The following is a 24,109-nucleotide window of genomic DNA, read 5'->3' on the forward strand; positions in this document are numbered from 1 at the left end:
AGCCAATTCCGCCGGCGCGAAACAAAAACGAAGCGGCGAGCAGTCATTTTCTGCCCCGCCCGACCGATGGGTCCGGGCGGCGACGGGAGGATCGCGCCGCACATAAGGGATGAGTTCTAATGATCAAATCGCTGAAATTGTCGGGTGTGGCCGCAGCCGCCCTGTTCGCGGCCGGCGCGGCCTCGGCACAGGACGTGTCCTGCCCGATCAAGGTGGGCGTCCTGCACTCGCTTTCGGGCACGATGGCAATCTCGGAGACCACGCTGAAAGACACGATGCTGATGCTCGTCGAGGCGCAGAACGAGAAAGGCGGCCTGCTGGGCTGCGATCTCGAGGCGGTGGTGGTCGACCCGGCCTCCGACTGGCCGCTCTTCGCCGAAAAGGCGCGCGAGCTGCTGACCGTGCATGATGTCGACGTGATCTTCGGCAACTGGACATCGGTGTCGCGGAAATCGGTGCTGCCGGTGATCGAAGAGCTGAACGGCCTGCTCTTCTATCCGGTGCAGTACGAGGGCGAGGAAAGCTCGAAAAACGTGTTCTACACCGGCGCCGCGCCGAACCAGCAGGCAATCCCGGCGGTGGATTACTACCTCGAAGAGCTGGGCGTCGAGAAATTCGCGCTGCTCGGCACCGACTATGTCTATCCGCGCACCACGAACAACATTCTGGAATCCTACCTCAAGGACAAGGGCATTGCCGAAGAGGATATCTTCGTCAATTACACCCCCTTTGGCCATTCCGACTGGGCGACCATCGTCGGCGATGTCGTGGCGCTCGGTGAGGACGGCAAGCAGGTGGGCGTGGTCTCGACCATCAACGGCGACGCCAATATCGGCTTCTACAAGGAACTCGCTGCCGCCGGCATCTCGGCCGACGACATTCCCGTCGTGGCCTTCTCGGTCGGCGAAGAGGAACTTTCCGGTCTCGACACCTCCAACCTGGAGGGCCATCTCGCCGCGTGGAACTATTTCATGTCCGCCGACACGCCCGCCAATGCCGAATTCATCGAGCAATGGCATGACTTTATCGGCGACGATGCCCGCGTCACCAACGACCCGATGGAAGCGCATTACATCGGCTTCAACATGTGGGTGAACGCCGCGACCGAGGCCGGCACCACCGATGTCGATGCCGTGCGCGAGGCGATGTGGGGCCAGGAATTCCCGAACCTGACCGGTGGCACCGCCGTAATGGGCGTGAACCACCACCTCTCCAAGCCGGTGCTGATCGGCGAGATCCGCGCCGACGGCCAGTTCGACATCATCAGCCAGACCGATCCGGTCCCCGGCGACGCCTGGACCGACTTCCTGCCGGAATCGGCGGTGCTGAAGTCCGACTGGAAGGATCTCGAATGCGGTATGTACAACACCGAGACCTCGACCTGCGTGCAGATCAAGTCGAACTACTGATCTGACACCAACGCGGCGGGCGCGCAGCTCCCTTTCGTGCCCGCCGCACCAAAGCCCCCTCCTCCGCAAAGGCTCTCCATGCTGCGTGCGCTTTTTCTCGCCTTCGCGCTTGTTCTCTGTCTCTGCCTGCCCGGTTCCCGGGCCGCGGCGCAGACACAGGACCTCCAGGCCATCCTCCAGACCCATGCAGAGGAAGTCGCGAGCCCCGGCCGGCGCAGCGTCGGCACGGTGATCGACGCGCTGGTCGCCTCCGGCCTGCCGGCCGTGCCGCAGTTTCTCGAACGCTGGGCCGACCGCAGCGTCTATCGGCGCGACAGCGACGGGCTGTTCTACTATGCCGAGGAGAACGGCGACACGTATTCGCTCACCGATATCTCCACCGGCGCCGAGGCCGGCACCGCCCCAAGCACCGAGATGACCGAGATCCGCCCCAATGGCGGCGTCCGCCGGGTCATCGCCACGGCGCTGGTGCAGTTCCAGCTCTCCGATCCCGATATCGCCCGGCGCCGCGACGCGCTCGACGCGATCTCCCGCAGCCCCGAAGCCGATCAGCTCGAACCGCTGCGCGCCTCCATCGAGGGCGAGACCGACGACGATCTACGCGCCCGCAAGGAGCGCCTTGCCGGCATGCTCGCCGCCCGCTTCGGCGACACGCCCGAAGAGCGCATCGCCGCGATCGAGGCGCTTTCCGGCGCGCTTTCGGTCGATGTGCGCGCGGTGCTGAACCAGATCCTCTCCTCCGACACCGCCGTCGCCGCCGCCATGCCCGAAGGCGCCAATATCGCCCGCATCCTCAGCCCCGGCGAGGATCTCGCCGAGGCCGAGGCCTATGAGCAGCTCGTCGCGGCGGATCTCGCCCCCGCCATCCAGAGCCGTGACGAGATCAAGGCAGCGCTGACCGCGAACATCGGCGACGGCCGTGTCGGCGGCGTGCCCATCGGCGCGCTAAACACCGAAAACGGTCGCGCCCGCGCCTATGCGGCGCTGGCCGAGGCCGGCACCGTGCCGCCGCTGGTCACCGAAGAGGGCCGCGCCGCAGCCCTCGCCGGACATGTCTTCTACGAGGAATATGACGAGCCCGACGCGGCGATCACCGATGCCGCCCGCGAAGCGCTGGACGAGGTCGAGACCCGCGTCGCGATGAACCAGGCGCTGGATCTCGGGCTCGACGCGCTGTCGCTGGCCTCGATCTATTTCCTCGCCGCCATCGGGCTGGCCATCACCTTCGGGGTGATGGGGGTGATCAACATGGCGCATGGCGAGTTCATCATGATGGGCGCCTATACCGGCTATGTGGTGCAGCAGATTATCCCCGACTACACGGTGAGCATCATCGTCGCCCTGCCGCTGGCCTTTGCCGTCACCTTCGGCGCCGGCGTGGCGATGGAGCGGCTGGTGATCCGCTGGCTCTATCACCGCCCGCTGGAGACGCTGCTCGCCACCTTCGGCATCTCCATCGCGCTGCAACAGCTTGCCAAGAACATCTTCGGCACGCAGGCCCGCCCGCTGACCTCGCCCTCCTGGCTCGACGGCGCCTGGGTGCTGAACGACGTGGTGAGCATCGCCAATATCCGCATCGCGATCTTCGTGCTGGCGCTGATCTTTCTCGGGCTGATCCTCTTCGTGCTGAACAAGACCCGGCTCGGACTGGAGGTCCGCGCGGTGACGCAGAACCCCGGCATGGCGGCTTCGATGGGCATCAACCCCGACAAGATCAATATGCTGACCTTCGGCCTCGGCTCCGGCATCGCCGGCATCGCCGGGGTGGCCATCGGGCTCTATGCCAAGGTGACCTCCGAGATGGGCGCCGATTACATCGTGCAGAGCTTCATGACCGTGGTCGTGGGCGGGGTCGGCAATGTCTGGGGCACGCTGGCGGGTGCCGGTCTGATCGGCATCCTCCAGAAGGGGATCGAGTTCCTCAACCCGTCCAACACGCTGGCGGCGCAGACCTATATGATCCTCTTCATCATCCTCTTCATCCAGGTCCGCCCCAAGGGCATCGTCGCCCTCAAGGGCCGCGCCGCGGGAGACTGAGCATGCGCGCCCTTTTCTCCATCCTCACGCCCGGCCCCGCCCTCCGGACTGCCTCCGGCGGGGATATTTTCAGCCAATGGAAATCCAGAGCACGGCCCCTGTCTTCCATTGGCTCCCAATATCCCGGGGGGACGCGAGCCCCGGCTCGCGGAGGGGGCAGCGCCCCCGCCCTTGCAAAAGGACAGCAGCCGTCATGACCCGACAAACCTTTCTTACGCAGAACCGCTCGATCTTCTGGTTCCTGCTGGCGCTCGCCGTTTTCGTGCTGATCGTCACCGTGCTGTCGGAGGCGACGGGCAACGGCATGATCTCCACCAGCTTCGTCAAGACGCTGGGCAAGACGCTCTGCCTGATGCTGGTGGCCATCGCCATGGATGTGGTCTGGGGCTATACCGGCATCCTGTCGCTTGGCCACATGGCGTTTTTCGGGATCGGCGGCTACATGATCGGCATGTGGTTGATGTATGCCCGCACCGAGATCATCGTCAGCGAGAGCCTGCGCGCCGCCGCCATCCCCCCCACCCCGGAAGAGATCCACGACGCCATCGGCACGCAGATCTTCGGCGTGGTGGGCAGCTCGGACTTTCCGCTGATCTGGGCCTTCGCCTCCAGCTTCTGGGCTCAGCTCGCGCTGGTGGTGCTGGTGCCGGGTGTGCTGGCGCTGGTCTTCGGCTGGCTCGCCTTCCGCTCGCGGGTCACCGGTGTGTACCTGTCGATCCTGACCCAGGCGATGACCTTGGCGCTGTCGCTCTATCTCTTCCAGAACGACAGCGGGCTGCGCGGCAATAACGGGCTTTCGGGTCTGCAAAACCTGCCCGGGCTCGACGCGGTGCCGCAGGCCCAGGTCTCCATCGCCTTCTTCTGGGCCTCTGCGGTGGCGCTGGGGGCGGGATATCTCCTCTTCGCCTGGGTGGTGTCGGGCAAGATGGGCTCGGTGATCCGGGGCATCCGCGACAATGAAAGCCGGGTGCGGTTTCTGGGCTACCATGTGGAGAGCTACAAGCTCTTCGTCTTCACCCTGACCGGCATTGTCGCGGGCATCGCGGGCGCGCTCTATTACCCGCAGGCGGGCATCATCAACCCCAACGAGATCGCCCCCATCGCCTCGATCTATCTCGCGGTCTGGGTCGCCATCGGCGGGCGCGGGCGGCTTTACGGCGCGGCGCTCGGCGCGGCCTTCGTGTCGCTGCTGTCGAGCTGGTTCACCGGCGGCGGCGTGCCGTCTATCCCGCTGGGTTTCTATACGATCCAGTGGACCGACTGGTGGCTGGTGCTGCTGGGCGTAAGCTTTGTCGCGGTCACGCTGCTGGCGCCCAAGGGCATCGGCGGGCTCTTCGATCTGATCACCGCGCGCCACGCGGTGCCCGAGCGGGTCGGCGATTTGGGTCCCGACAAGGGCGCGCGGCGCACGGTCGAAGGCGAGGAGGAACGGTAATGGCCACGCTTCTGGAAATGTCCGGCGTCTCGGTGAGCTTCGACGGGTTCAAGGCGATCAACAATCTGAGCTTCCGCATCGGCGAGCCGGAGCTGCGCGCCATCATCGGCCCCAACGGCGCCGGCAAGACCACCTTCATGGACATCATCACCGGCAAGACCCGGCCCGACGAGGGCAAGGTGATCTATGGCGAGAAATCCATCTCGCTGCTGAAGATGAGCGAGAGCCAGATCGCCATGGCCGGCGTCGGGCGCAAGTTCCAGAAACCCACCGTCTTCGAGGCGCAGACCGTGCGCGAAAACCTCGCCATGGCGCTGAAGAACAAGCGCGGGCCCTTCGACGTGCTGCTCTATCGCAAGACGACGCGCGGCGCCGAGCGGATCGAGGAGCTGGCCGAAACCATCGGCCTCACCGAGCAGCTGCCGCGCGTGGCCGGAGAGCTGAGCCACGGCCAGAAACAGTGGCTGGAGATCGGCATGCTGCTGGCGCAGGATCCGCGCCTCCTGCTGGTCGACGAGCCCGCCGCCGGCATGACGCCCGCGGAGCGCGAGCACACCACCGACCTGCTGAAACGCGCGGCACAGAAACACGCGGTGGTGGTGGTCGAGCACGACATGGAGTTCATCCGCCGGCTCGACTGCCGGGTGACGGTGCTCTGCGAGGGATCGGTGCTGGCCGAGGGCTCGCTCGATCATGTGACCTCGGACCCGCAGGTCATCGAAGTCTATCTGGGGCGCTGATCATGACGCGCGCCAAATCTTTTCGAAAAGATTTGCAAATTCCTTCGAAGGAATTTGCGTCCGGAGACATGCCATGCTGAGCGTCGAGAACCTCACCCTGCATTACGGCCAGAGCCAGATCCTGCACGGTATCTCGCTGACCGCCGAACCCGGCAGGGTCACCGCCGTGACCGGCACCAATGGTGTCGGCAAGACCTCGCTGCTGAAGGCCATCGCCGGGCGCCACCCCTATTCCGGCGGCACCATCACGCTCGACGGCACGCCGCTCAACCATCTCAACGCCTTTCAGGCGGGCCGCGCCGGCATCGCCTATGTGCCGCAGGGGCGCGAGGTGTTTCCGCTGATGACCGTGCAGGAGAACCTCGAAACCGGTTTCGCCTGCCTGCCGAAATCCGAGCACAAGGTGCCCGAACACATTTTCGATCTCTTCCCGATCCTCAAGGACTTCCTGCACCGGCGCGGCGGCGACCTCTCCGGCGGCCAGCAGCAGCAGCTCGCCATCGCACGGGCGCTGATCACCAGACCCCGCGTGCTGCTGCTTGACGAGCCGACCGAGGGCATCCAGCCCAATATCATCCAGCAGATCGGCCGGGTGATCTCGCAGCTGCGCGACGAGGGCGGCATGGCGATCGTGCTGGTGGAGCAGTATTTCGATTTCATGTGGGGGCTCGCCGACAGTTTCGTCGCCGTGCAGCGCGGCGCGGTGTCGCTGGCCGGCAAGGCGGGCGAGATCGATCGCGAGGCGCTGCTGGCCAAGGTTTCGATCTGACCAAGCCCTCAGAAACGCCCGCAAATTTGCTGCACTGCGGCGGATTTTCCACTTGCTCAAAACGCTTTGAACGCCAATTCTCCCGCTCGGGAGATTTGTTTGCATGCTGCCGAAGGCAACGATCCGTGACCGCGCCCTGACCCCCGTGCCGCAAGGTACGGGATCCGTCGGCAAAGGCGGTCGCGCGGCGCTCGTCTCCCTCTCTCCAAGGCTTTTTCCGTCCCGCCCCTGTCATGGGCGCGGGGCGATTTCCGCGTTTCCGACATCCAGTGACAGGAGGACCTCATGAAAACGATTCGCACGCCGCTGCTGGCCAGCGCCGCCATGGCGCTGGTGCTGAGCGCCGGGGCCGCAGGGGCGGAAACCATCCGCTTCTGGACCACCGAGGAGCAGCCCGAACGGCTGGCCCGGCAGGAGGCGATGGCCGCCGCCTTTTCCGAGGCCTCCGGCCATGAGGTCGAGGTGATCCCCGTCACCGAAAGCGATCTCGGCACCCGCGCCACCGCCGCCTATGCGGCGGGCGACCTGCCGGACGTGATCTATCATCCGCTCTCCTACGCCCTGCCCTGGGCCGAAGCCGGCATTCTCGACCCCGACGCCGCCTCCGACGTGATCGAGGATCTGGGCGCCGACACTTTCGCGCCGGGCGCGCTGAACATGGCCTCCTTCGATGGCGGCTATGCCTCGGTGCCCGCCGATGGCTGGACGCAGATGATCGTCTACCGCGCCGATCTCTTCGAAGAGGCCGGGCTCGAGCCGCCGACCTCCTATGCCAATGTCGAGGCGGCGCTCGACGCGCTGCACAACCCGCCGGAGATGTATGGGTTTGTCGCCGCCACAAAGGTGGACGAGGCCTTCATGTCCCAGGTGCTGGAGCATGTCTTCCTGGCCAATGGCGTCTCGCCGGTGGGGCCGGACGGGTTCGCGCCGCTGGATGAGGCCAAGACCACCGAGGTGCTGGAATTCTACAAAACCATCGCCGAGGCCTCGCCTCCGGGCGATCTCTACTGGGATCAGTCGCGCACGCTCTATTTCTCGGGCAACGCCGCGATGATCATCTGGTCGCCCTTCATCCTCGACGAGCTGGCGGGCCTGCGCGACAGCGCGCCGCCCACGATCAATGACGATCCGACCTCGCCGGAGCTGGCCTCGAAAACCGGGATCGTGACCAATTTCTCCGGCCCCTCGAACCCCGACGGCGCCGCCTGGGCCTTGGTTAACATGTTCGGGATCACCGGCGATGCCTCCACCGACGCCGCCATCGACTTCGTGAAATATTCGATGGACGAGGGCTATGTCGACACGCTGGCCATCGCGCCCGAGGGCAAGTTCCCGATCCGGCGCGGCACCGAGGACGATCCCGAAGCCTTTGTCAGCGCCTGGTCCGAGCTGCCGGTGGGCGTCGACCGCAAGGCGCCGCTGGGTGAGCTCTATCCGCAGGAGATGATCGACGAGATCGTCGCCGGGCTTGACGTGGCGCAGCGCTGGGGCGTCGCGGACGGGCAGCTCGCGCTGACCTCCAAGATGATCAATTCCCAGGTCGTGAACCGCGTGGTGCGCGAGTTCATCGACGGGCAGATCGACGCCTCCGCCGCCGTGGCGGAGCTGAACGAGGAGCTGGGCGCGATCGACTGATCGCCCTGCCCCGGGGCCTTCACGCGGAGGTCCCGGGGCAAGCCCGGGACGGGAGTATCTCATGACCGACGCTGTGCCCCCCACCGGCACCGGCCCGCTGGCCAAACGCGAGGCGCGGCTGGCCTGGGGATTGCTGTTTCCGACGCTGGCGGCGGTGTCGCTGGTGGTCATCCTGCCGCTGCTGGCGGTGTTCTGGATCAGTTTCAAACCGGTGGGGCTCGCCAATCTGCGCCCGCCCACCCCCATCGTGCGCGAGGACATCCGCGGCGACCTGGAGGCGCCGGGCGACGCCGCCACGCTGCGCTACCGGCTGCGCAACTCCTCGCAGGACCAGCCCATTCTGGGGGTCACGCTGAGCGATGCCTGGCCCGAGGGGCTGGAGGCGAGCGAGCTGGACCCGCGCTGTGCCATCGCGGAGGGGCGGCTTTCGTGCGATTTCGGCGACTGGGAGGGCGGCGCGCGCGAGCAGCTCCGCATCCCGGTGACCGCGACGGAGGCCTATTTCGCCGGCCCCGACGCCACGGCGAGCGATCCGGCTCTGACCGGTCAGGCGCAGAACGTGCTGACGAGCTTCGACTTCACGCTGGAGAATTTCGCGCAGGTCTTTGACGGCTCGGAATTCTGGGCGGTGCTGGGGGTGACGCTGTTCTACACGGTCTTCGGCACGCTGGGCGCGCTGATCATGGGGCTGTTCGCCGCCATGCTGCTCAACAAGAGCTTCAAGGGTCAGGGCATCCTGCGCGGGCTTTACCTGTTTCCCTATGTGGCGCCGGTGATCGCCGTGGCCTTTGCCTGGATCCTGCTTTTCGATCCGTTCTCGGGCTCGGCCAATGCGCTGCTGATCCAGATGGGGGTCAGTCAGGGCGCGATCAATTTCTTCGGCGAGCGGCCGCTGGCGCTGATCATGGTGACGCTGTTCGAGATCTGGCGCTATTTCCCGCTGTCGTTCCTGTTCATCCTCGCGCGGATGCAGAGCATCGACCACGACATGTACGAGGCCGCCGATATGGACGGCGCCTCGCCCTTCCAGAAATTCTGGTATCTTTCGCTGCCGCAGCTTCTGGGGATCCTCTCGGTGCTGTTCCTGCTGCGCTTTATCTGGACCTTCAACAAGTTCGACGACATCTTCCTGCTGACCGGCGGCAATGCCGGCACGCGGGTGCTGACGGTGAATGTCTACGAGCAGGCCTTTGCGCTGTCGAATATCGGCGCCGGGGCCGCGGTGGCGGTGGTGATCTTTGCCTGCCTGCTGCTCTTCTCGCTGTTCTTCTTCAAGGTCATGAGCCGGGAGGAAGGGCTGTGAGGATGCGCGTTACACCCGGCGGAACGCCCGGCCCCGCGGTCGGATGTTTGCGTATTTGGAAAGAGAAGACGATGCGGGGTGCGACATGAATGCCCTGAGATACGGATACGTGACGGCGCCGGTGCTGGGGGCGCTGTGGTGTTTCGTCATAGCGGTGACCGTGGCGGTGGCGATGAGCTTTGCCACCGGCGCGCCGTTCCGGCCCTCGCTGATCCTGTCGCTGATCTGGGGGGCGGGCATCGGGTTTGCGGCGCTCTTCGGGGCGGTGGCGCTCTGGGGCGCGGCGCTGGCGGTTGCGGCGCTAGGGATCGTCGGCATCGGCCCGATGGCTTCGGGAGACGGCACCGGCCTCGTGGCGCTGGCGGTGGGGCATGGCGCCTTGGCGCTCTTCACCGCTCTGGGCGTGCGCAAGATCCTTGAGGAATGCCGGATCGGCGCGCTCACCCGGCACGAGTTCGAGGAGGCGGTGATCCGGTTCCTGACCGGCTTCGGCTATATCTTCTTCACCGCCATCGTGCTCATCCCCTTCTATGTGATGGTGATGACCAGCCTGAAGAACCAGGCGGAACTGATGGCCAACCCGCTGGATTTCTCCATCGACCTCACTCAGGGCTGGGGGCTCCTGCGCAGCTATGGCGAGCTGATGACCGAGTACGGCTTTGGCTCCTATCTCTGGACCAGCTTCTACGTCTCGGTGCTGACCGTGCTGATCACGCTGGCCTTCGCCATTCCCGGCGCCTATGCGGTGGCGCGGCTGCGCTTTCGCGGACAGGCGCTGTTTTCGCGCTCGATCCTGCTCATCTACATGGTGCCGATGATCGTGCTGGCGCTGCCGATCTATATCGCCTTTTCGATGACCGGGCTGCGCAACACCATCTTCGGCATCGTGATCATCTACCCGGTGACGACGATCCCGGTGGCGCTCTACATGCTTCAGGGCTATTTCCGCGGGCTGCCGGCAGAGATCGAGGAGGCCGGGCTGATGGACGGGCTGAGCCGCCTCAAGGTGATCTGGAAGATCACCCTGCCGCTGTCGCTGCCGGCGCTGGCCTCGGTATCGCTTTACGTCTTCATGATCGCCTGGAACGAGTTCCTGCTGGCCTTCATGCTGCTTGACGACCCGTCGAAATTCACCCTGACGCGGGGGATCGCCTCGCTGAACTCCTCCGAGGTGCCCCGCCAGCATCTCATGGCCGGCGCGGTCATCGCCACGGTGCCGATCATGGTGCTGTTCCTGGGGCTGGAGCGCTTCATGACCAAGGGGCTGACGGCGGGGAGCGTCAAGGGGTGAGACATGGTTTTGCATCGCAAAATGAAAGACGCCGGGGGCGTATTTCAAATGTCGAACGCGCCGGGCAGCCGCACGGCGCGGGGAGGAGCGCGCCGTGAGCCATAGTCTCGATGAAAAGGCCCGCGCCGTGCTGCGCGGCAACGACCGGGGCGGCTATACGGTGCCGACCGACATGCTCTATCCGTTCCAGTGGAACTGGGACAGCGCCTTTGCCGCCTGGGGGTTTTCCACCTTCGACAATGCGCGGGCGTGGCGCGAGCTGGAGACGCTCTTTGCCGCGCAATGGAAGGACGGAATGGTGCCGCATATGGTGTTCCACGACGACGCGCCGGGCTATTTTCCGGGGCCGGAGGTCTGGGACGCGGGCGGCGAAGTGCCGACCTCGGGAATCTCGCAGCCGCCGGTCGCCGCGACGCTGGCGCGGATGATCTGGGAGGGCGATGCGGAGGCCGGGGAAGCGCCGATGCGGGCGCTCTACCCGAAGCTGAAGGCCTGGCACCGCTGGTGGATGGAGACCCGCTGCGACTCGGGCGCGGTGGCGGTGTGCCACCCGTGGGAATCGGGCCGCGACAATTGCCCCGACTGGGATGTCGGGCTGGCCAATGTGGATGGCTCGGGCGCGGGCGACTATGCGCGCCGCGACGCGACACAGGTGGATGGCGCACAGCGCCCCACCAAACAGGAATACGACCGCTATCTGGAGCTGGTGCGGTTCGGCAAGGAGTGCGGCTGGGATCAGGCGCGGATCGTAGCCGACTGCCCCTTCCTCATGGCCGATCCCGGCATCACCTTCCTCCTGATCCGCGCCCATGACGATCTGGCCGCGATCGGCCGAGCGCTCGGCGAGGACGTGACAAAGATCGAGGGCTGGGCGGCGCAGCTCCGCGAGGGTGTGCAGACGCTCTGGAACCCGGCGCTCGGCGCCTATGACGCAAAGGATCTGCGCAGCGGGCAATGGGCGGGCGTGATCGGCTCGGGCGCCCTGCTCTGCTGGCTGGCGCGTTGCGAGACGCCGGAGATGGAGGCGCATCTCGCCCGCATGTGGGACGCGGTGACCTATGGGCTGCCCTCCTCGGATCCGGAGGCCGCGAGTTTCGAGCGCAAGCGCTACTGGCGCGGGCCGGTCTGGCCGCAGATGAATGCGCTGATCGCGCTGGGGTTTCTGAGCGCCGGCAAGGACTGGGACGAGGCGCGGCTGCGCGAGGAAAGCGCGGCGCTGATCGAGGCCTCGGGCTTCCGCGAATATTTCGATCCGATGGATGCCGCCCCCTGCGGCGGCGATAATTTCACCTGGACCGCCGTGGTGTGGCTGGCCTGGGCGGGGAGGTAAGACAGACATGGCAAGCATCGAGCTGAAAGCCGTCGAGAAATGGTATGGCGACGCGCAGGTCATCAAGGGCGTTGATCTGGACATCGAGGAAGGCGAGTTCGTCATCTTCGTCGGCCCCTCGGGCTGCGGGAAATCCACCCTTCTGCGGATGATCGCCGGGCTGGAGGAGACCTCGCGCGGGCAGATCCTGATCGGCGGCAAGGATGCGACCTCGGAGCCGCCGGCGCGGCGCGGGCTGGCGATGGTGTTCCAGAGCTACGCGCTCTACCCGCATATGTCGGTGCGCGAGAATATGGGGTTCTCGCTAAAGGCGGCGGGGGTGCCCAGGGACGAAATGGCCGCCAAGGTCGACGAGGCGGCGCGGGTGCTGAAGCTCGAGGCGCTGCTCGACCGGCGGCCAAAGGATCTTTCCGGCGGGCAGCGTCAGCGGGTGGCCATCGGGCGCTCCATCGTGCGCGACCCGACGGCGTTTCTCTTCGACGAGCCGCTCTCCAATCTCGACGCGGCGCTTCGGGTGGAGATGCGCTACGAGATCGCCAAGCTGCACCAGTCGCTGCAATCGACGATGATCTATGTGACCCATGACCAGGTGGAGGCGATGACGCTGGCCGACCGCATCGTGGTGTTGGAGGCGGGCAAGGTGAGCCAGGTGGGCACCCCGCGCGAACTTTACGAGCGGCCCGGCAACCTCTTCGTCGCGCAATTCATCGGCTCGCCCAAGATGAACGTCTTTCCCGCCGCCACCGCCGGGCTGCGGCTGGAGACGCCGTTGCCTGCGGAGGCCGAACATTTTGGCATCCGGCCCGAGCATATCGTGCTGGGGGCACCGGGCTCGGGGCAGATCGACGGCATTGTGGATGTGGTCGAATATCTCGGCGCCGACACCTATGTGATCGTGGATTGCGAGGGCGCGGGCAAGATCACCGTGCGCAGCCATGGCGATGCCGGGCTGGCGCCGGGCGAGACCTGCGGGCTCGGTTTCGAACCCGGGCAGACGCATGTGTTCGACGCGGCGGGGCTGGCGATCCGCGGGTGACGTGGTTTGACGCAGCGGACCCCGTGATGTGTCGCGGGTTCGGTGGGCAGGATTGCCCAGCCTACGGTTCCGCCCCTCCCGCCCCGGACTTGATCCGGGCCTCTTGATTTGGCTCTGCGGCACCCGTTCCATTTGAAAGATCAATCCCCGCGCATCATGGCGCATGGGCAGCCATGCCGACACATGCTAGAGGCGGCATAGCGTTCAAGGAGTGCCGCCCATGAAGCCCCCCAGCCTGCCCCTGACCCGAGATCTGGTGCTGATCGGCGGCGGGCATACCCATGCGCTGGTGCTGCGCATGTGGGGGATGGATCCGCTGCCCGGCGCCCGCGTCACGGTGATCAATCCCGGCCCGACCGCGCCCTATTCCGGCATGCTGCCGGGCTTTGTCGCCGGGCATTACAGCCGCGAGGCGCTGGATATCGACCTCGTCAGGCTCGCCCGGTTCGCCGGCGCGCGGGTGATCCTCGGCACAGCCGAGGGCATCGACCTCGCCGCAAGACAGATCCATGTCGCCGAACGCCCGCCCATCGGCTTCGACGTGGCTTCGGTGGATATCGGCATCACCTCGGCGATGCCAGATCTTCCGGGTTTTACCGACCACGCCATCCCCGCCAAACCGCTCGGTGCCTTCGCCAGCGCCTGGGCGGCCTATCGCGCGCGCAGCGGCCCGGCCTCGGTCGCGGTGATCGGCGGCGGCGTGGCGGGCGCCGAGCTCGCCGCCGCCATGGCGTTTTCCCTGAGAACGCGCGGCCGCGCCGCCGAGGTGCATCTCATCGACCGGAACACCGCCCTCTCCGCCCTGCGCCCACAGGCGGCGGCCAGGCTGCGCCACGCGCTTGCCGCACAGGGCGTCACCCTGCACGAGCGCGCCAATATCGCCGAGGTCACCGCCACCGACCTCACGCTGGACAACGGGCACCGGATCGCTGCGGATTTCGTCACCGGCGCCGCCGGCGCCCGCCCCTATGGCTGGCTGCGCGAGACCGGGCTGGCGCTACATGAGGGCTTCATCGCCGTCTCTCCCACGCTGCAAAGCGCCGACCCGAATGTCTTCGCCGCCGGCGATTGCGCCCATCTCACGCGGAGCCCGCGCCCCAAGGCCGGGGTCTATGCGGTGCGCGAGGCGCCGATCCTCTTCGACAACCTCCGCAAACGGCTTTCGGGCGAGGACTCCCCCCGCCGCTATCGCCCGCAAAAGGATTATCTCAAGCTAATCTCGCTGGGCGAGAAATCCGCCCTCGGCGACCGCTTCGGTCTGGCGCTCTCCGGGCCGCTCATGTGGCGCTGGAAGGATCGTATCGACCGCAGGTTCATGGCGAAATTCCAGGCCCTGCCGCAGATGCCGCAGCCGCCCCTGCCGGTGCCCCGCGCCGCCGGTAGCGCCGACGCGCTCGGCGACAAACCCATGTGCGGCGGCTGCGGCGCCAAGGTCGGGCGCGATGCGCTCTCGGCGGCGCTGTCGCACCTGCCTCCCCCGCACCGCAGCGATGTCACCGCCCTGCCCGGCGACGATGCCGCGCTGCTGCATACCGGCGGCACCCGTCAAGTCTTGACCACCGACCATCTGCGCGCCTTCACCGAAGACCCCGTGGTCATGGCCCGCATCGCCGCCGTGCATGCGCTTGGCGATATCTGGGCGATGGGCGCCGCGCCGCAGGCCGCCACCGTCAGCCTCACCCTGCCCCGCATGTCCGAAGCGCTGGCCGAACGGACGCTGACCGAAATCCTCACCGCAAGCTCTGCAATCTTCCGCGGCGCCGGCGCCGAGATCGTCGGCGGGCATTCCTCCATGGGCGACGAGCTGACCATCGGCTTCACCATCACCGGGCTTTGCGAGGCGGCGCCGATCACCCTCGCGGGCGCGCAGGAGGGCGACGATCTGGTGCTGACCAAACCGCTGGGTTCCGGCGTGATCATGGCCGCCGAGATGGCCGGAGAGGCCAGCGGCGACTGGGTGGCAGAGGCGCTGACCAGCATGACCCGACCGCAGGGCGACGCGGCGGCGCTGCTGAGCGGCGCGCATGCGATGACCGATGTCACCGGATTCGGCCTCGCCGGGCATCTGCACGGGATCTGCCTGGCCTCGGGCAGGAGCGCCGAGCTCGTCCTCGACGCGATCCCGCTGCTGCCCGGCGCCGAAGAGCTGGCCGAAAAGGGCATCCGCTCAACCCTCTATCCAAAGAACCGCGCCGCCGTCCCCGGGCTGAGCGCCGAGAGCCCCCGCGCCGATCTGCTCTTCGATCCGCAGACCGCCGGGGGCTGCTCGCGGCGATCCCGGACGGCGCCGCACGCGTGGCCGAGCTGCGCGCGCTCGGCTTCGGGGCGGCGGTGATCGGCAGGATCTCCGGCGACTGGCCCGGTCACATCTCGATCGTCTGAAGCCTCTCGGCGATGCGGTCGGCCAGCGTATCGAGCGCCGCCTCGTCCAGCGCCGGCGTCCCGAACCGGTCCAGCACGCGCGGCGCGAAGACCGTCCTGGATTTCTCATAGGCCGGGTCGTAGTGATCCTCGGCCAGCGAGCGACACAGCGCCCGCCGCTCGCCCGCGTCGATCAGCGCGCCCCAGCGATCCACCAGCGCATGGCCGCGATGAAAGCGCAGCGGGTCGAGCATCTGCTTCAGTCGCGCCCCGTCCGAGAGGATGTCGTCATAGGCGGCATCGAGATACGCCGCCCGCGCGTCCAGAGGTGCCGTGACCTCGATCCAGGGCGCCTGTTTCATCGCCTCCCAGAGCGAGGGCGGCAGCAGGATCTGCCCGATCTTGCTGCTCTCCGCCTCCACCAGCACCGGGCGCGCCGGATCGAGCGCGCTCAGCGCCTGCGCCAGCCCGGTCTCGAAGCCCTTCTGGCTCGGCTGCCCGCCCGGCATCTCGCCCAGCAACGAGCCGCGATGCCGCGCCAGCCCCTCCAGATCGACCACCTGCACCCCGCGCGCCGCCAGACGCGGCAACAGCGCGGTCTTGGCGGTGCCGGTATAGCCGCCGAGCTGGATCAGCCGATACGGCAGCGGGCTGTCGTAAAGCGCCCCCGTCACCAGCCGTCTGTATGTGCGATAGCCGCCCTCCACCGCCTCGGCACGCCAGCCGATCTGTTGCAGCATCCATGCGAAGGAGCCCGAGCGCTGCCCGCCGCGCCAGCAATAGACCAGCGGTCGCCAGCCGCCCTCGTGATGCGCCAGCGGCCCCTCGATATGGGCGGCGGCATTGCGGAACACCAGCGCGGCACCGAGCTTGCGGGCGAGAAACGGGCTCTCCTGCTTGTAGATCGTACCGACGCGGGCGCGTTCCTCATTGTCGAGCACCGGCAGGTTGATGGCGCCGGGCACGTGATCCTCGGCGAATTCCGCCGGGCTGCGCACGTCGATCACGGTGTCGAACCCGTGGTCGAGCAGAGCGGAAAGGGAGAGAAAGGAGCGCGCCATAGGGTCAGATCTACCCTGCCCCCGGGACGGAGAAAAGCCGGATCGCGCAAAGCTCGGCATGATACGGTTTTTTCGTCGAAAACCCTCTGGACACCGGCGCGGCGCTCGGCTATCCCCCCTGCACCCGAAGGGCGCTGCCCTTCTCCCGTGCCCGGGTAGCTCAGGGGTAGAGCAGTGGATTGAAAATCCTCGTGTCGGTGGTTCGATTCCGCCCCCGGGCACCATTAATAAAACCCTGTATCGATGTGTTTTGCGGCTACCCGAGCCCCTTGGAACACGGCGCCCGCTCGTCGTTACCGATGCGTTCGATCAGTCATCGTTGCGTTGATCGCCACGAACTAGGCCCCCCGTCTACATCGGCGCCCGCAGAAAACATCGGCGTCGAGCTTGAGCGGCTCCGCCCTGTTGTCCGCGCTCGCGATGTGTGTTGCGGCCCAACACGGCCCTTGCGCGATAGCGCCCGGCAAAGTATGCGATATGCGCCTTGGTTCCGGGCCAGATGTCCGGAGAATAGGGAACGCGGTGCAAATCCGCGACTGCCCCCGCAACTGTGAGCGGCGAGCGTCATCGGTATCATGCCACTGGGCGAGCAGGCCCGGGAAGGCCCGACCGGCGCTGTGACCCGCAAGTCAGGAGACCTGCCAGGGTGATCACCCTCCCCATGCGCGGGGCGCGCCTTGGGAACGGTCCTTCCGTTCGTGGTGACATGACGCACCGTTCGCGCGAGGGGCCAGCCTTTCCAGCGAGCATCACCGCATAGCCCCGCCCAGGGGCCGACAAGGAAAGGACCGCCGTCCATGAAGAAGATCCTCGGATCCGTCTCTGCGCTGGCGCTCGGCAGCCTCCCGCTGCACGCGCAGGACAATGCAGCCTATGAACTGCCGCCGATCACCATCTATGTGGGCTACGAGGCCACCACCCCGCTCCAGACCGGCGTCAGCGTGGATGTGCTGACCGAGGAAGATCTGGAGCGCGACGGCGACACCCGGGTCATCGACATCCTCGCCCGCCAGCCCGGCGTCTCGATCCGCTCGAACGGGCCGCTCGGCACCAATGCCGGGATCACCATCCGCGGCGTGTCGCAGCAGAACATCGCCGTGCGCATCGACGGCATCGACGTGTCGGATCCGGCGGCCACCCAGGTGGCCTATGATTTCGGCGGGCTCACCGCCGGCGATATCAGCCAGATCGAGATCCTGCGCGGCTCGCAATCGGCGCTGTTCGGTTCCGAGGCGATCGGCGGCGTGGTCAATATCACCACCAAACGCGCAAGCCGCGACGGGCTCAGCGCCGATGTCTTCGCCGAATACGGCAGCCACGACACGCTGCGCAGCGCCGCGACACTCTACAATCGCGGTGAGGGGCACGAGACCGCCGTGACGCTGTCCTATGTCTCGACCGACGGGTTTTCCGCGGCGGATGAGGACGGGCTGAATTACGGCACCGCCAACCCCAACGACAAGAACGACGAAGAGGACGGCTACGAGGCGCGGCGCCTGAGCTTTTCGGGCCATTACGATCTGGGCGGCGGTGCCGCCGAGCTGAGCCTTTCGGGCTTCTACGAAGAAGCGAAATACGATTACGACGAAAACAGCAGCGGCCGGGTCTTCGACGGCTCGCCCGACGATGTTGTCGACAGCGAAAAGACCGGCCTGCGCGCCGCCCTCGCCTTTGCCACCGGCGGCGTCGATCACGAGATCTCGGCCACCTGGTTCCGGAGCGACCGCGCCCTGCACGGCACCTCGCTCGACAGCTCTGCGCCCGACACGCCGCCCTATACGGGCACGCCCTACCCGTTCCGCTTCGAATACGAGGGCACGCGCCAGACCTACCGCTATCAGGCGGGCTTCGATCTTGGTGCCACCACCCGCGCGGTGGTCGGAGCCGAGCGCAGCATCGAGACCTATGAGGACAAGATCGCCGGCGCATCGAGTTTCGGCCCCTATGGCAGCTCGCAGGATCAGGAGACCACGGTGACCTCGCTGTTTTCCGAGTTCACCTTCACGCCGAGCGAGAATATCGACCTGAGCTTTGCGCTGCGCCACGACGATCACTCGGAATTCGGCGGCCACACCACCGGGCGGCTCTCCGGCGTCTGGCGCGCCCGGCCCGACCTGAGCCTGCGCGCCAACCTCGCGACCGGCTATCGCGCACCCTCCAACTACGAGCTCTACGATGCCTATTCCGGCAATGCCGGGCTCGACCCGGAGACCTCGGTCAGCTTCGACCTCGGCGTCGAGAAGCGCTTTGGCGATACCGCCTGGCTGAGCGCCACCGCGTTCTGGATCGAAGCCGAAGACATCATCGACTACTCCTATACGAGCTACGCCTATGTGCAGGCGGACGGAACCAGCACCCGCCGCGGCATCGAACTGGCCGGGGCCTATGAGCTGCGCCCGGGCCTGACGCTCGACGGCAGCTATACCTGGACCGACAGCTTTTCGTCGGTGTCGCTGGACAGCTCCGGCTGGCAGGCCTCGGTGCCCGAGCATGTCTTTGCGCTGGGGCTGAGCGCGGATATCACCGACCGCGCCCGCATCTCGGTAAACGGCCTTTACGAGGCCGACCGCGAAGGGCTCGACGATTACGGGCTGGTGAATTCCTCCTTCACCTATGACGTCACCGACACCGCCCAGGCCTATCTGCGGGTCGAGAACCTCTTCGACGAGGATTACCAGACCGCGCCGGGCTACGGACAGTCCGACCGTGCCTGGTATTTCGGGGTCCGTGCGAGCTTCTAGGCGCATAGCGCTGGCTGCCGCCCTGTGTCTGGCGGCGGTCGCTGCCGGCGCGGCTCCGGGCCGCGTCGTCTCGCTCAATGTCTGCACCGATCAGCTTGCGCTGCTGATCGGCGCGCCGGGGCAGCTCGTCTCGGTCTCGCGGCTTGCCCAGGATCCGCGCAGTTCGGCCATGGCCGAAGAGGCGCAGGCGCTGCCCGCCAATACCGCCAGCGCCGAAGAGGTGGTGCTGCTGCATCCCGATCTGGTGATCGCCGGCAGCTACACCGCCCGCGCCGCCACGCAGATGCTGGAAAAGCTGGGCTACAGGGTCGAACGCTTCTCCCCCGCCCGCTCGCTCGAGGACGCGCGGCAGAACATCCTGCGCATGGGCGCGCTGCTGGGCCGCGAGGCCCGCGCCGCCGAGGTTCTGGCCGGTTTCGACGCCCGGCTCGCGGCGCTGCGCGAAACGCCAACGCGCAAACCCCGCGTGGCCTATTACATGCCCTTCAACGAGACCGCCGGCGCCCAGACCCTGACCGGCGATATCCTCAACGCCGCCGGCATGGCCAATCTCGCCGATGAAAAAGGCATGGCGACACGCGGGCGTCTGCCGCTCGAAGGGCTGCTGCTGGCCGAGCCCGACCTGATCCTCGTCAGCCGCCCCTATGACAGCCCGGCGCAGGCGACCTCGCTGCTGCAACACCCCGCGCTTCAGGCTACCGGCGCGCTGCATCAGGTGGTGGACAGCCCGAACTGGATCTGCGGCACGCCGGCGCTGCTCGATGCGGTGGCGGCGATGCGCGATCTGCGCCACGACTGGGAGGCGGCGCAATGAGGCTCGCCCTGCCGCTCGCCGCGCTGGTGCTGGCGCTGTTCTTCACCTCGCTGGGGCTGGGATATGCCGCGCTGCCGCCCCGCGCGGTGCTGGGCGGGCTCGTGGGCCTCGGCGATCCGCTGCATGTCATGGTGATGCAGGAAATCCGCCTGCCGCGCAGCGCCTTGGCGGCGCTGGTGGGCGCCGCGCTGGGGCTTTCGGGCGCCGCGATGCAGGGCTATCTGCGCAACCCGCTGGCCGAGCCGGGGCTGATCGGCGTCTCCGGCTCGGCGGCGCTCGGCGCGGTGCTGGCGCTGCAAACCGGGCTGGCGGCGGCGTTTGCGCTGGCGTTGCCGCTGATGGCGCTGCTCTTCGCGCTGGCGGCGGTGGCGCTGATCCTGCTGCTGGCGGGGCCGCGCGGCGGCTCGCTGGTGCTGATCCTCGCGGGCATCGCGGTCTCGGCGCTGGCCGGTGCACTGACCTCGCTGGTGCTGAACCTGTCGTCAAACCCCTATGCCACCTATGAAATCGTGTTCTGGATGATGGGCTCGGTCGCCGACCGCTCACTCACTCACCTGACACTGGCCGCGCCGCTGATCGCCCTCGGCGGTGCCGCGCTGCTGACGCTGGGGCGCGGGCTCGACGCGCTGACGCTGGGCGAGGACGGCGCACAGGCGCTCGGCATCTCGCTCACCTCGCTGCGGCTGCGGCTGCTCTTCGGCACCGCCGCCGCCGTCGGTGCCGCCACCGCCGTGGCCGGCGCCGTGGGCTTTGTCGGACTCGTGGTGCCGCATCTGCTGCGCCCGCTCTGCGGCGCCCGGCCCTCGCGGCTGCTCTGGGCCTCGGCGCTCGGCGGCGCGGCGATGCTGCTGGCCGCCGACATCGCCGTGCGGCTGATCCTGCCCGAGCGCGACCTCAAGCTCGGCGTTGTCATGGCGCTGATCGGCGCGCCGCTCTTCCTGCACCTGATCTACAAGACGCGGAGGGGGTTATGAGCCTGCTGACCCTCGACGCGCTCACCGTCACGCGCGGGCAATGCCCGGTGGTGGATGGCGTCACGCTTTCGATCGGCCCCGGCGAATGCGTCGGCCTCATCGGCCCCAACGGCGCCGGCAAGACCACGCTGATGCGCGCCGCCCTTGGCCTCATGCCACATGGCGGCACCTCCTCGCTCTCGTCCCTGCCCGCCCGCGAGCGCGCCCGTGCCGCCGCCTGGCTGCCGCAGGCGCGCGAGATCGCCTGGCCGGTCAGCGTGGAGACGCTGGTGGCGCTCGGCCGCCTGCCGCATGACAGCCGCGCCGGGGCGCTGCGCGCCGATGCGGTGGAGGCCGCGCTCGCCCGCATGGGGCTGGAGGGCTTCCGCAAGCGCAAGGCCACCGAGCTTTCGGGCGGCGAGCAGGCCCGCGTGCTGATCGCCCGCGCGCTGGCGCAGGAGGCGCCGCTGCTGCTGGCCGACGAACCCATCGCCGGGCTCGACCCGGCAGCCCAGATCGCCACGCTGCGCATCTTCGAGGGGCTCGCGCAGGAAGGCCACGCGGTGCTGACCTCGCTGCACGACCTGACGCTGGCGGCGCGCCACTGCACCCGGCTGCTGCTGCTCGACCGCGGCAGGCTCGCCGCCGACGGCCCGCCGCTGGAGGTGCTGACCGAAGACACTCTCGCGGAGGTCTTTCACCTGCGCGCGCATATGCTGCAAACCGAGCACGGCCCGCTGCTGCAACCGCTTGGCGTGCTGCCATGACCCCGAAGGGAGCGCCCATATGACCCGGATCACCGAGTTCCTCGACCGTGGCGGCCCGGCGCTCTGGGTGATATTCGCCTTGTCAGTGGCGACGCTGGCGCTGATCCTGTGGAAGCTCTGGCGGCTGTCGCGCAGCGGCGCCTGGCGCCGCGACCGCGCCGAGCGCGCGGTGACGCTCTGGCGCGAGGGCGCGCGCGAGGCGGCGCAGGATCTGCTGCGCCAGCGCGGCGGGCTGCGCGCGCGCTTCCTCTCCGCCGCCATGGCCGCGCTCATCGCCTATCCGGAAGAGCCCGCCCGCGAAGAGGCCTCCCGCATCGCGCGCGCCCTGCTGACCGAGGCGCGTTCGGGCCTGCGCGCGCTCGATCTGGTGGTGATGATCGCGCCGCTGATCGGCCTTCTGGGCACGGTGCTCGGCATGATCGGCGCCTTCCAGGCCTTGCAGGAGGCCGGCGCCCAGGCCGATCCGGCGGCGCTGGCGGGCGGCATCTGGGAGGCGCTGCTGACCACCGCGGCCGGCATGGGCGTGGCGATCCCAGCGGCCATGGCGCTGAGCTGGTTCGACAGCGTCACAGATGCGCTCGCCCATGATTTCGAAGACCTCGCCACACGGCTCTTCACCGCGCCGCGAGACAAGCAATGACCGCCCGGCGCGCCCCGACCCCGGCGCCGGGACGAGCGGCCAGCGCCGGACGCCTCCGGCGGGAGTATTTGCGGAAAGATGAAAGCCCCTTGCGGCGCGCCCCCGGGGGTCTTCTCTTTCCAAATACGCACCCGCGCCCTCTCCACCCGCGCAGCGCCGGGGAGGATGCGCCGCCATGCTGAACCTGCCGCAGCAGACCCGCCGCCGCCGGCCCAGCCTCACGCCGATGATCGACGTGGTGTTCCTGCTGCTGGTCTTCTTCATGCTCGCCGCCCGCTTCGGCAGCGTCGAGGCGCTGCCGCTCACCCTCGCCGGCGGTGGCTCCGAACGCTGGCAGGGGCCGCCCCGCCTTGTCACCGTCGCCCCCGATGCGCTGCTCCTGAACGGCCAGCCGGTCTCCGATCTGCCAGAGGCGCTTGCGCCACTGATGCAGGGCCCCGACGACACGATCCTGCTGCGCCCGGCGCCCGGCACCGATACCGAACGTCTGGCGCAGGTGCTCGCCGCGCTGCGCGACGCAGGTCTTACCAGCCTCGCCCTGCTGGAGCCCGCGCCGTGACCCCACGCCTGCTGCCCGACCGCCCCCGCCGCCCGCGCCCGGAGCCGGTGGTGCCGATGATCAACGTGGTCTTCCTGCTGCTGATCTTCTTCCTGATGACCGCCAGTCTCACCACGCCCGCGCCTTTCGACATCGCCGCCCCCGAGGCGCCGGGCGACCCCGACAAGGCGCAGCGCGACACGCTCTATCTCTCCGCCGGCGGCCAGCTCGCCTATGGAGAGCAGCGCGGCGCTCCGGCGCTGGAGGCCGCAGCGGCAGCCGGCGCGGTGCGTCTCGCAGCCGACGCCCGCCTGCCCGCCGCCGAGCTCGCCCGCATCCTCGCCCGCCTCTCCGCGCAAGGCGCGCCGGAGGTGCAGCTCGTCACCGCCGGAGGCCACTGAACCATGCGCCTCCTGGAGCCTCTCGTCTTCACCGGTGTCGCCGCCGCGCTGCATGTGGTCGCACTCGGTCTCGGCCTTGGCACCGGCGGTGGTGGCGCCCCCCAGGGCGATGGCGGCGACGCCTCGGTGACGCTGCAAGCCGCGCCCGCAGGGCTCGCGGCGCTGGCCGAGCGCTGGGAGGCCGCGCCGGCTCTCCCAACGCCAGCGGCCCCGGCGCCCTCCGCTCCCGCCCGGAAAACCGCGCCGAAGGCGCCTGCGATGCCGACCGCCGCCCCCCGAAGCGCCGCGCCAGCGGCGCCCGCCCCGGCCAAGGCGCCGGAGGCGCCCGCGCTCGACACCGCCCCGGCGCAGGCGCGCAGCGCCCCGGCCGCCTCGCCCCGGCCGCAGGCAAGGGCCACGCCCGCCGCCAGAACCACCGCAGACGCAAAGCCGCGCAGCGGCGGCGCGCAGCCCCGCAAGGCGCAAGTCGCGAAAGGCAGCGCGACGCAAGGCGGCAGCGGCGCGAGCCCGGCGAGCCCCGCCGGCCCCTCGCAGGCGGCCATCGCCTCGGCAAAGGCGCAATGGGGCGCCCGGATCCGCACCGCCGTCGCCCGTGCCCAGGCGCGCGTCAGCCAGCCTCAGGCCACCGGCCAGGTCCGCCTGCGCATCGCGCTCACCCCAGAGGGCCGGCTCGCCGCGCTGAGCCTGCTGCGCTCCTCGGGCAATGCCGCGCTCGACCGCGCCGCCCTCACCGCCGCCAAACGTGCCAGCTACCCGCGCGCGCCGCGCGCACTCACCGCCGGACGCTACAGCTTTGACCTTCCGCTGGCCTTTGCCCGCCGCTGAGTGCCGCAACCGGTCCCATCCGC

At 68.2% G+C, this 24,109-nt stretch carries 19 protein-coding genes, 1 tRNA gene, 1 pseudogene and 1 riboswitch; of the genes and pseudogenes, 20 read left to right on the forward strand and 1 reads right to left on the reverse strand.

Annotated features, from left to right (window positions below; genetic code table 11):
• Positions 1-119: 119 nt before the first annotated feature.
• The 11 genes and pseudogenes from urtA (at position 120) to selD (ending at position 15,367) form a co-directional block, all read left to right on the forward strand.
• On the forward strand, positions 120-1,409 hold the full coding sequence (gene urtA / locus Ga0080574_RS05610; protein ID WP_076695920.1) for an urea ABC transporter substrate-binding protein: 1,290 nt from the start codon (positions 120-122) through the stop codon (positions 1,407-1,409).
• Between the two features lie 78 nt (positions 1,410-1,487).
• Positions 1,488-3,446, forward strand: a complete 1,959-nt coding sequence (urtB, locus tag Ga0080574_RS05615) for an urea ABC transporter permease subunit UrtB (protein ID WP_076695923.1) — start codon at positions 1,488-1,490, stop codon at positions 3,444-3,446.
• A 193-nt stretch (positions 3,447-3,639) separates the two neighbouring features.
• Positions 3,640-4,881: an urea ABC transporter permease subunit UrtC gene (urtC, locus tag Ga0080574_RS05620; RefSeq protein WP_076695925.1), complete on the forward strand. Its 1,242-nt coding sequence runs from the start codon at positions 3,640-3,642 to the stop codon at positions 4,879-4,881.
• Positions 4,881-5,621 (forward strand): urea ABC transporter ATP-binding protein UrtD, encoded by a 741-nt coding sequence (urtD, locus tag Ga0080574_RS05625; protein ID WP_076695927.1) that lies wholly within the window; start codon positions 4,881-4,883, stop codon positions 5,619-5,621. The genes urtC and urtD overlap by 1 nt, the downstream gene beginning before the upstream one ends.
• A gap of 73 nt (positions 5,622-5,694) precedes the next feature.
• Positions 5,695-6,390 carry an urea ABC transporter ATP-binding subunit UrtE gene (urtE, locus tag Ga0080574_RS05630; RefSeq protein WP_076695929.1) on the forward strand — a complete coding sequence of 232 codons (696 nt, stop codon included), beginning with the start codon at positions 5,695-5,697 and terminating at the stop codon, positions 6,388-6,390.
• A gap of 285 nt (positions 6,391-6,675) precedes the next feature.
• Positions 6,676-8,025, forward strand: a complete 1,350-nt coding sequence (locus Ga0080574_RS05635; RefSeq protein WP_076695931.1) for an ABC transporter substrate-binding protein — start codon at positions 6,676-6,678, stop codon at positions 8,023-8,025.
• 61 nt (positions 8,026-8,086) lie between these two features.
• A complete protein-coding gene (locus Ga0080574_RS05640) occupies positions 8,087-9,328 on the forward strand; it encodes a carbohydrate ABC transporter permease (protein WP_076695933.1) in 1,242 nt (413 codons plus the stop codon).
• 85 nt (positions 9,329-9,413) lie between these two features.
• On the forward strand, positions 9,414-10,619 hold the full coding sequence (locus Ga0080574_RS05645; RefSeq protein WP_076695936.1) for a carbohydrate ABC transporter permease: 1,206 nt from the start codon (positions 9,414-9,416) through the stop codon (positions 10,617-10,619).
• A gap of 94 nt (positions 10,620-10,713) precedes the next feature.
• Complete coding sequence (locus tag Ga0080574_RS05650; RefSeq protein ID WP_076695938.1) at positions 10,714-11,949, forward strand: MGH1-like glycoside hydrolase domain-containing protein; 1,236 nt, start codon at positions 10,714-10,716, stop codon at positions 11,947-11,949.
• Between the two features lie 7 nt (positions 11,950-11,956).
• Positions 11,957-12,985, forward strand: a complete 1,029-nt coding sequence (locus Ga0080574_RS05655; RefSeq protein WP_076695940.1) for an ABC transporter ATP-binding protein — start codon at positions 11,957-11,959, stop codon at positions 12,983-12,985.
• Between the two features lie 220 nt (positions 12,986-13,205).
• Positions 13,206-15,367: pseudogene (selD, locus tag Ga0080574_RS05660) on the forward strand (selenide, water dikinase SelD).
• Here selD and mnmH read toward each other — a convergent pair.
• Positions 15,349-16,407, reverse strand: a complete 1,059-nt coding sequence (gene mnmH / locus Ga0080574_RS05665) for a tRNA 2-selenouridine(34) synthase MnmH (protein WP_076695942.1) — start codon at positions 16,405-16,407, stop codon at positions 15,349-15,351. The pseudogene selD and the gene mnmH overlap by 19 nt on opposite strands.
• 149 nt (positions 16,408-16,556) lie before the next feature.
• On the opposite strand from mnmH, the gene Ga0080574_RS05670 reads away from it, so the two are divergent.
• From Ga0080574_RS05670 to Ga0080574_RS05710, 9 genes are all read left to right on the forward strand, one after another.
• A tRNA-Phe gene (locus Ga0080574_RS05670) sits at positions 16,557-16,631 on the forward strand.
• A 244-nt stretch (positions 16,632-16,875) separates the two neighbouring features.
• A riboswitch (cobalamin riboswitch) is annotated at positions 16,876-17,067 on the forward strand.
• Between the two features lie 137 nt (positions 17,068-17,204).
• A complete protein-coding gene (locus tag Ga0080574_RS05675; protein WP_076695945.1) occupies positions 17,205-19,148 on the forward strand; it encodes a TonB-dependent receptor plug domain-containing protein in 1,944 nt (647 codons plus the stop codon).
• Positions 19,135-19,962 (forward strand): ABC transporter substrate-binding protein, encoded by an 828-nt coding sequence (locus Ga0080574_RS05680; protein ID WP_076695947.1) that lies wholly within the window; start codon positions 19,135-19,137, stop codon positions 19,960-19,962. The genes Ga0080574_RS05675 and Ga0080574_RS05680 overlap by 14 nt, the downstream gene beginning before the upstream one ends.
• The gene (locus Ga0080574_RS05685; RefSeq protein WP_076695950.1) at positions 19,959-20,936 is read left to right on the forward strand and encodes a FecCD family ABC transporter permease; all 978 of its coding nucleotides are present in this window, start codon (positions 19,959-19,961) and stop codon (positions 20,934-20,936) included. The genes Ga0080574_RS05680 and Ga0080574_RS05685 overlap by 4 nt, the downstream gene beginning before the upstream one ends.
• Complete coding sequence (locus Ga0080574_RS05690) at positions 20,933-21,682, forward strand: ABC transporter ATP-binding protein (protein WP_076695952.1); 750 nt, start codon at positions 20,933-20,935, stop codon at positions 21,680-21,682. Before Ga0080574_RS05685 ends, Ga0080574_RS05690 begins: the two co-directional genes overlap by 4 nt.
• 19 nt (positions 21,683-21,701) lie before the next feature.
• Positions 21,702-22,322, forward strand: coding sequence for a MotA/TolQ/ExbB proton channel family protein (locus tag Ga0080574_RS05695; protein ID WP_076695954.1), 621 nt, complete (start codon positions 21,702-21,704; stop codon positions 22,320-22,322).
• A 175-nt stretch (positions 22,323-22,497) separates the two neighbouring features.
• Positions 22,498-22,881: an ExbD/TolR family protein gene (locus tag Ga0080574_RS05700; RefSeq protein WP_076695956.1), complete on the forward strand. Its 384-nt coding sequence runs from the start codon at positions 22,498-22,500 to the stop codon at positions 22,879-22,881.
• Entirely contained in the window at positions 22,878-23,261 is a 384-nt protein-coding gene (locus Ga0080574_RS05705; protein WP_237219325.1) for an ExbD/TolR family protein, read from the forward strand. Before Ga0080574_RS05700 ends, Ga0080574_RS05705 begins: the two co-directional genes overlap by 4 nt.
• 3 nt (positions 23,262-23,264) lie before the next feature.
• On the forward strand, positions 23,265-24,086 hold the full coding sequence (locus tag Ga0080574_RS05710; RefSeq protein WP_076695960.1) for an energy transducer TonB family protein: 822 nt from the start codon (positions 23,265-23,267) through the stop codon (positions 24,084-24,086).
• Positions 24,087-24,109: the final 23 nt, after the last annotated feature.

It is taken from the genome of Salipiger abyssi (assembly GCF_001975705.1).
GTDB classification, from domain to species: domain Bacteria; phylum Pseudomonadota; class Alphaproteobacteria; order Rhodobacterales; family Rhodobacteraceae; genus Salipiger; species Salipiger abyssi.

Coding starts and splice junctions, on each gene's coding strand:
- urtA (WP_076695920.1), top strand. CDS start 120: ATGATCAAATCGCTGAAATTGTCGGGTGTGGCCGCAGCCGCCCTGTTC.
- urtB (WP_076695923.1), top strand. CDS start 1,488: ATGCTGCGTGCGCTTTTTCTCGCCTTCGCGCTTGTTCTCTGTCTCTGC.
- urtC (WP_076695925.1), top strand. CDS start 3,640: ATGACCCGACAAACCTTTCTTACGCAGAACCGCTCGATCTTCTGGTTC.
- urtD (WP_076695927.1), top strand. CDS start 4,881: ATGGCCACGCTTCTGGAAATGTCCGGCGTCTCGGTGAGCTTCGACGGG.
- urtE (WP_076695929.1), top strand. CDS start 5,695: ATGCTGAGCGTCGAGAACCTCACCCTGCATTACGGCCAGAGCCAGATC.
- Ga0080574_RS05635 (WP_076695931.1), top strand. CDS start 6,676: ATGAAAACGATTCGCACGCCGCTGCTGGCCAGCGCCGCCATGGCGCTG.
- Ga0080574_RS05640 (WP_076695933.1), top strand. CDS start 8,087: ATGACCGACGCTGTGCCCCCCACCGGCACCGGCCCGCTGGCCAAACGC.
- Ga0080574_RS05645 (WP_076695936.1), top strand. CDS start 9,414: ATGAATGCCCTGAGATACGGATACGTGACGGCGCCGGTGCTGGGGGCG.
- Ga0080574_RS05655 (WP_076695940.1), top strand. CDS start 11,957: ATGGCAAGCATCGAGCTGAAAGCCGTCGAGAAATGGTATGGCGACGCG.
- mnmH (WP_076695942.1), bottom strand. CDS start 16,407: ATGGCGCGCTCCTTTCTCTCCCTTTCCGCTCTGCTCGACCACGGGTTC.
- Ga0080574_RS05675 (WP_076695945.1), top strand. CDS start 17,205: ATGAAGAAGATCCTCGGATCCGTCTCTGCGCTGGCGCTCGGCAGCCTC.
- Ga0080574_RS05685 (WP_076695950.1), top strand. CDS start 19,959: ATGAGGCTCGCCCTGCCGCTCGCCGCGCTGGTGCTGGCGCTGTTCTTC.
- Ga0080574_RS05690 (WP_076695952.1), top strand. CDS start 20,933: ATGAGCCTGCTGACCCTCGACGCGCTCACCGTCACGCGCGGGCAATGC.
- Ga0080574_RS05695 (WP_076695954.1), top strand. CDS start 21,702: ATGACCCGGATCACCGAGTTCCTCGACCGTGGCGGCCCGGCGCTCTGG.
- Ga0080574_RS05700 (WP_076695956.1), top strand. CDS start 22,498: ATGCTGAACCTGCCGCAGCAGACCCGCCGCCGCCGGCCCAGCCTCACG.
- Ga0080574_RS05710 (WP_076695960.1), top strand. CDS start 23,265: ATGCGCCTCCTGGAGCCTCTCGTCTTCACCGGTGTCGCCGCCGCGCTG.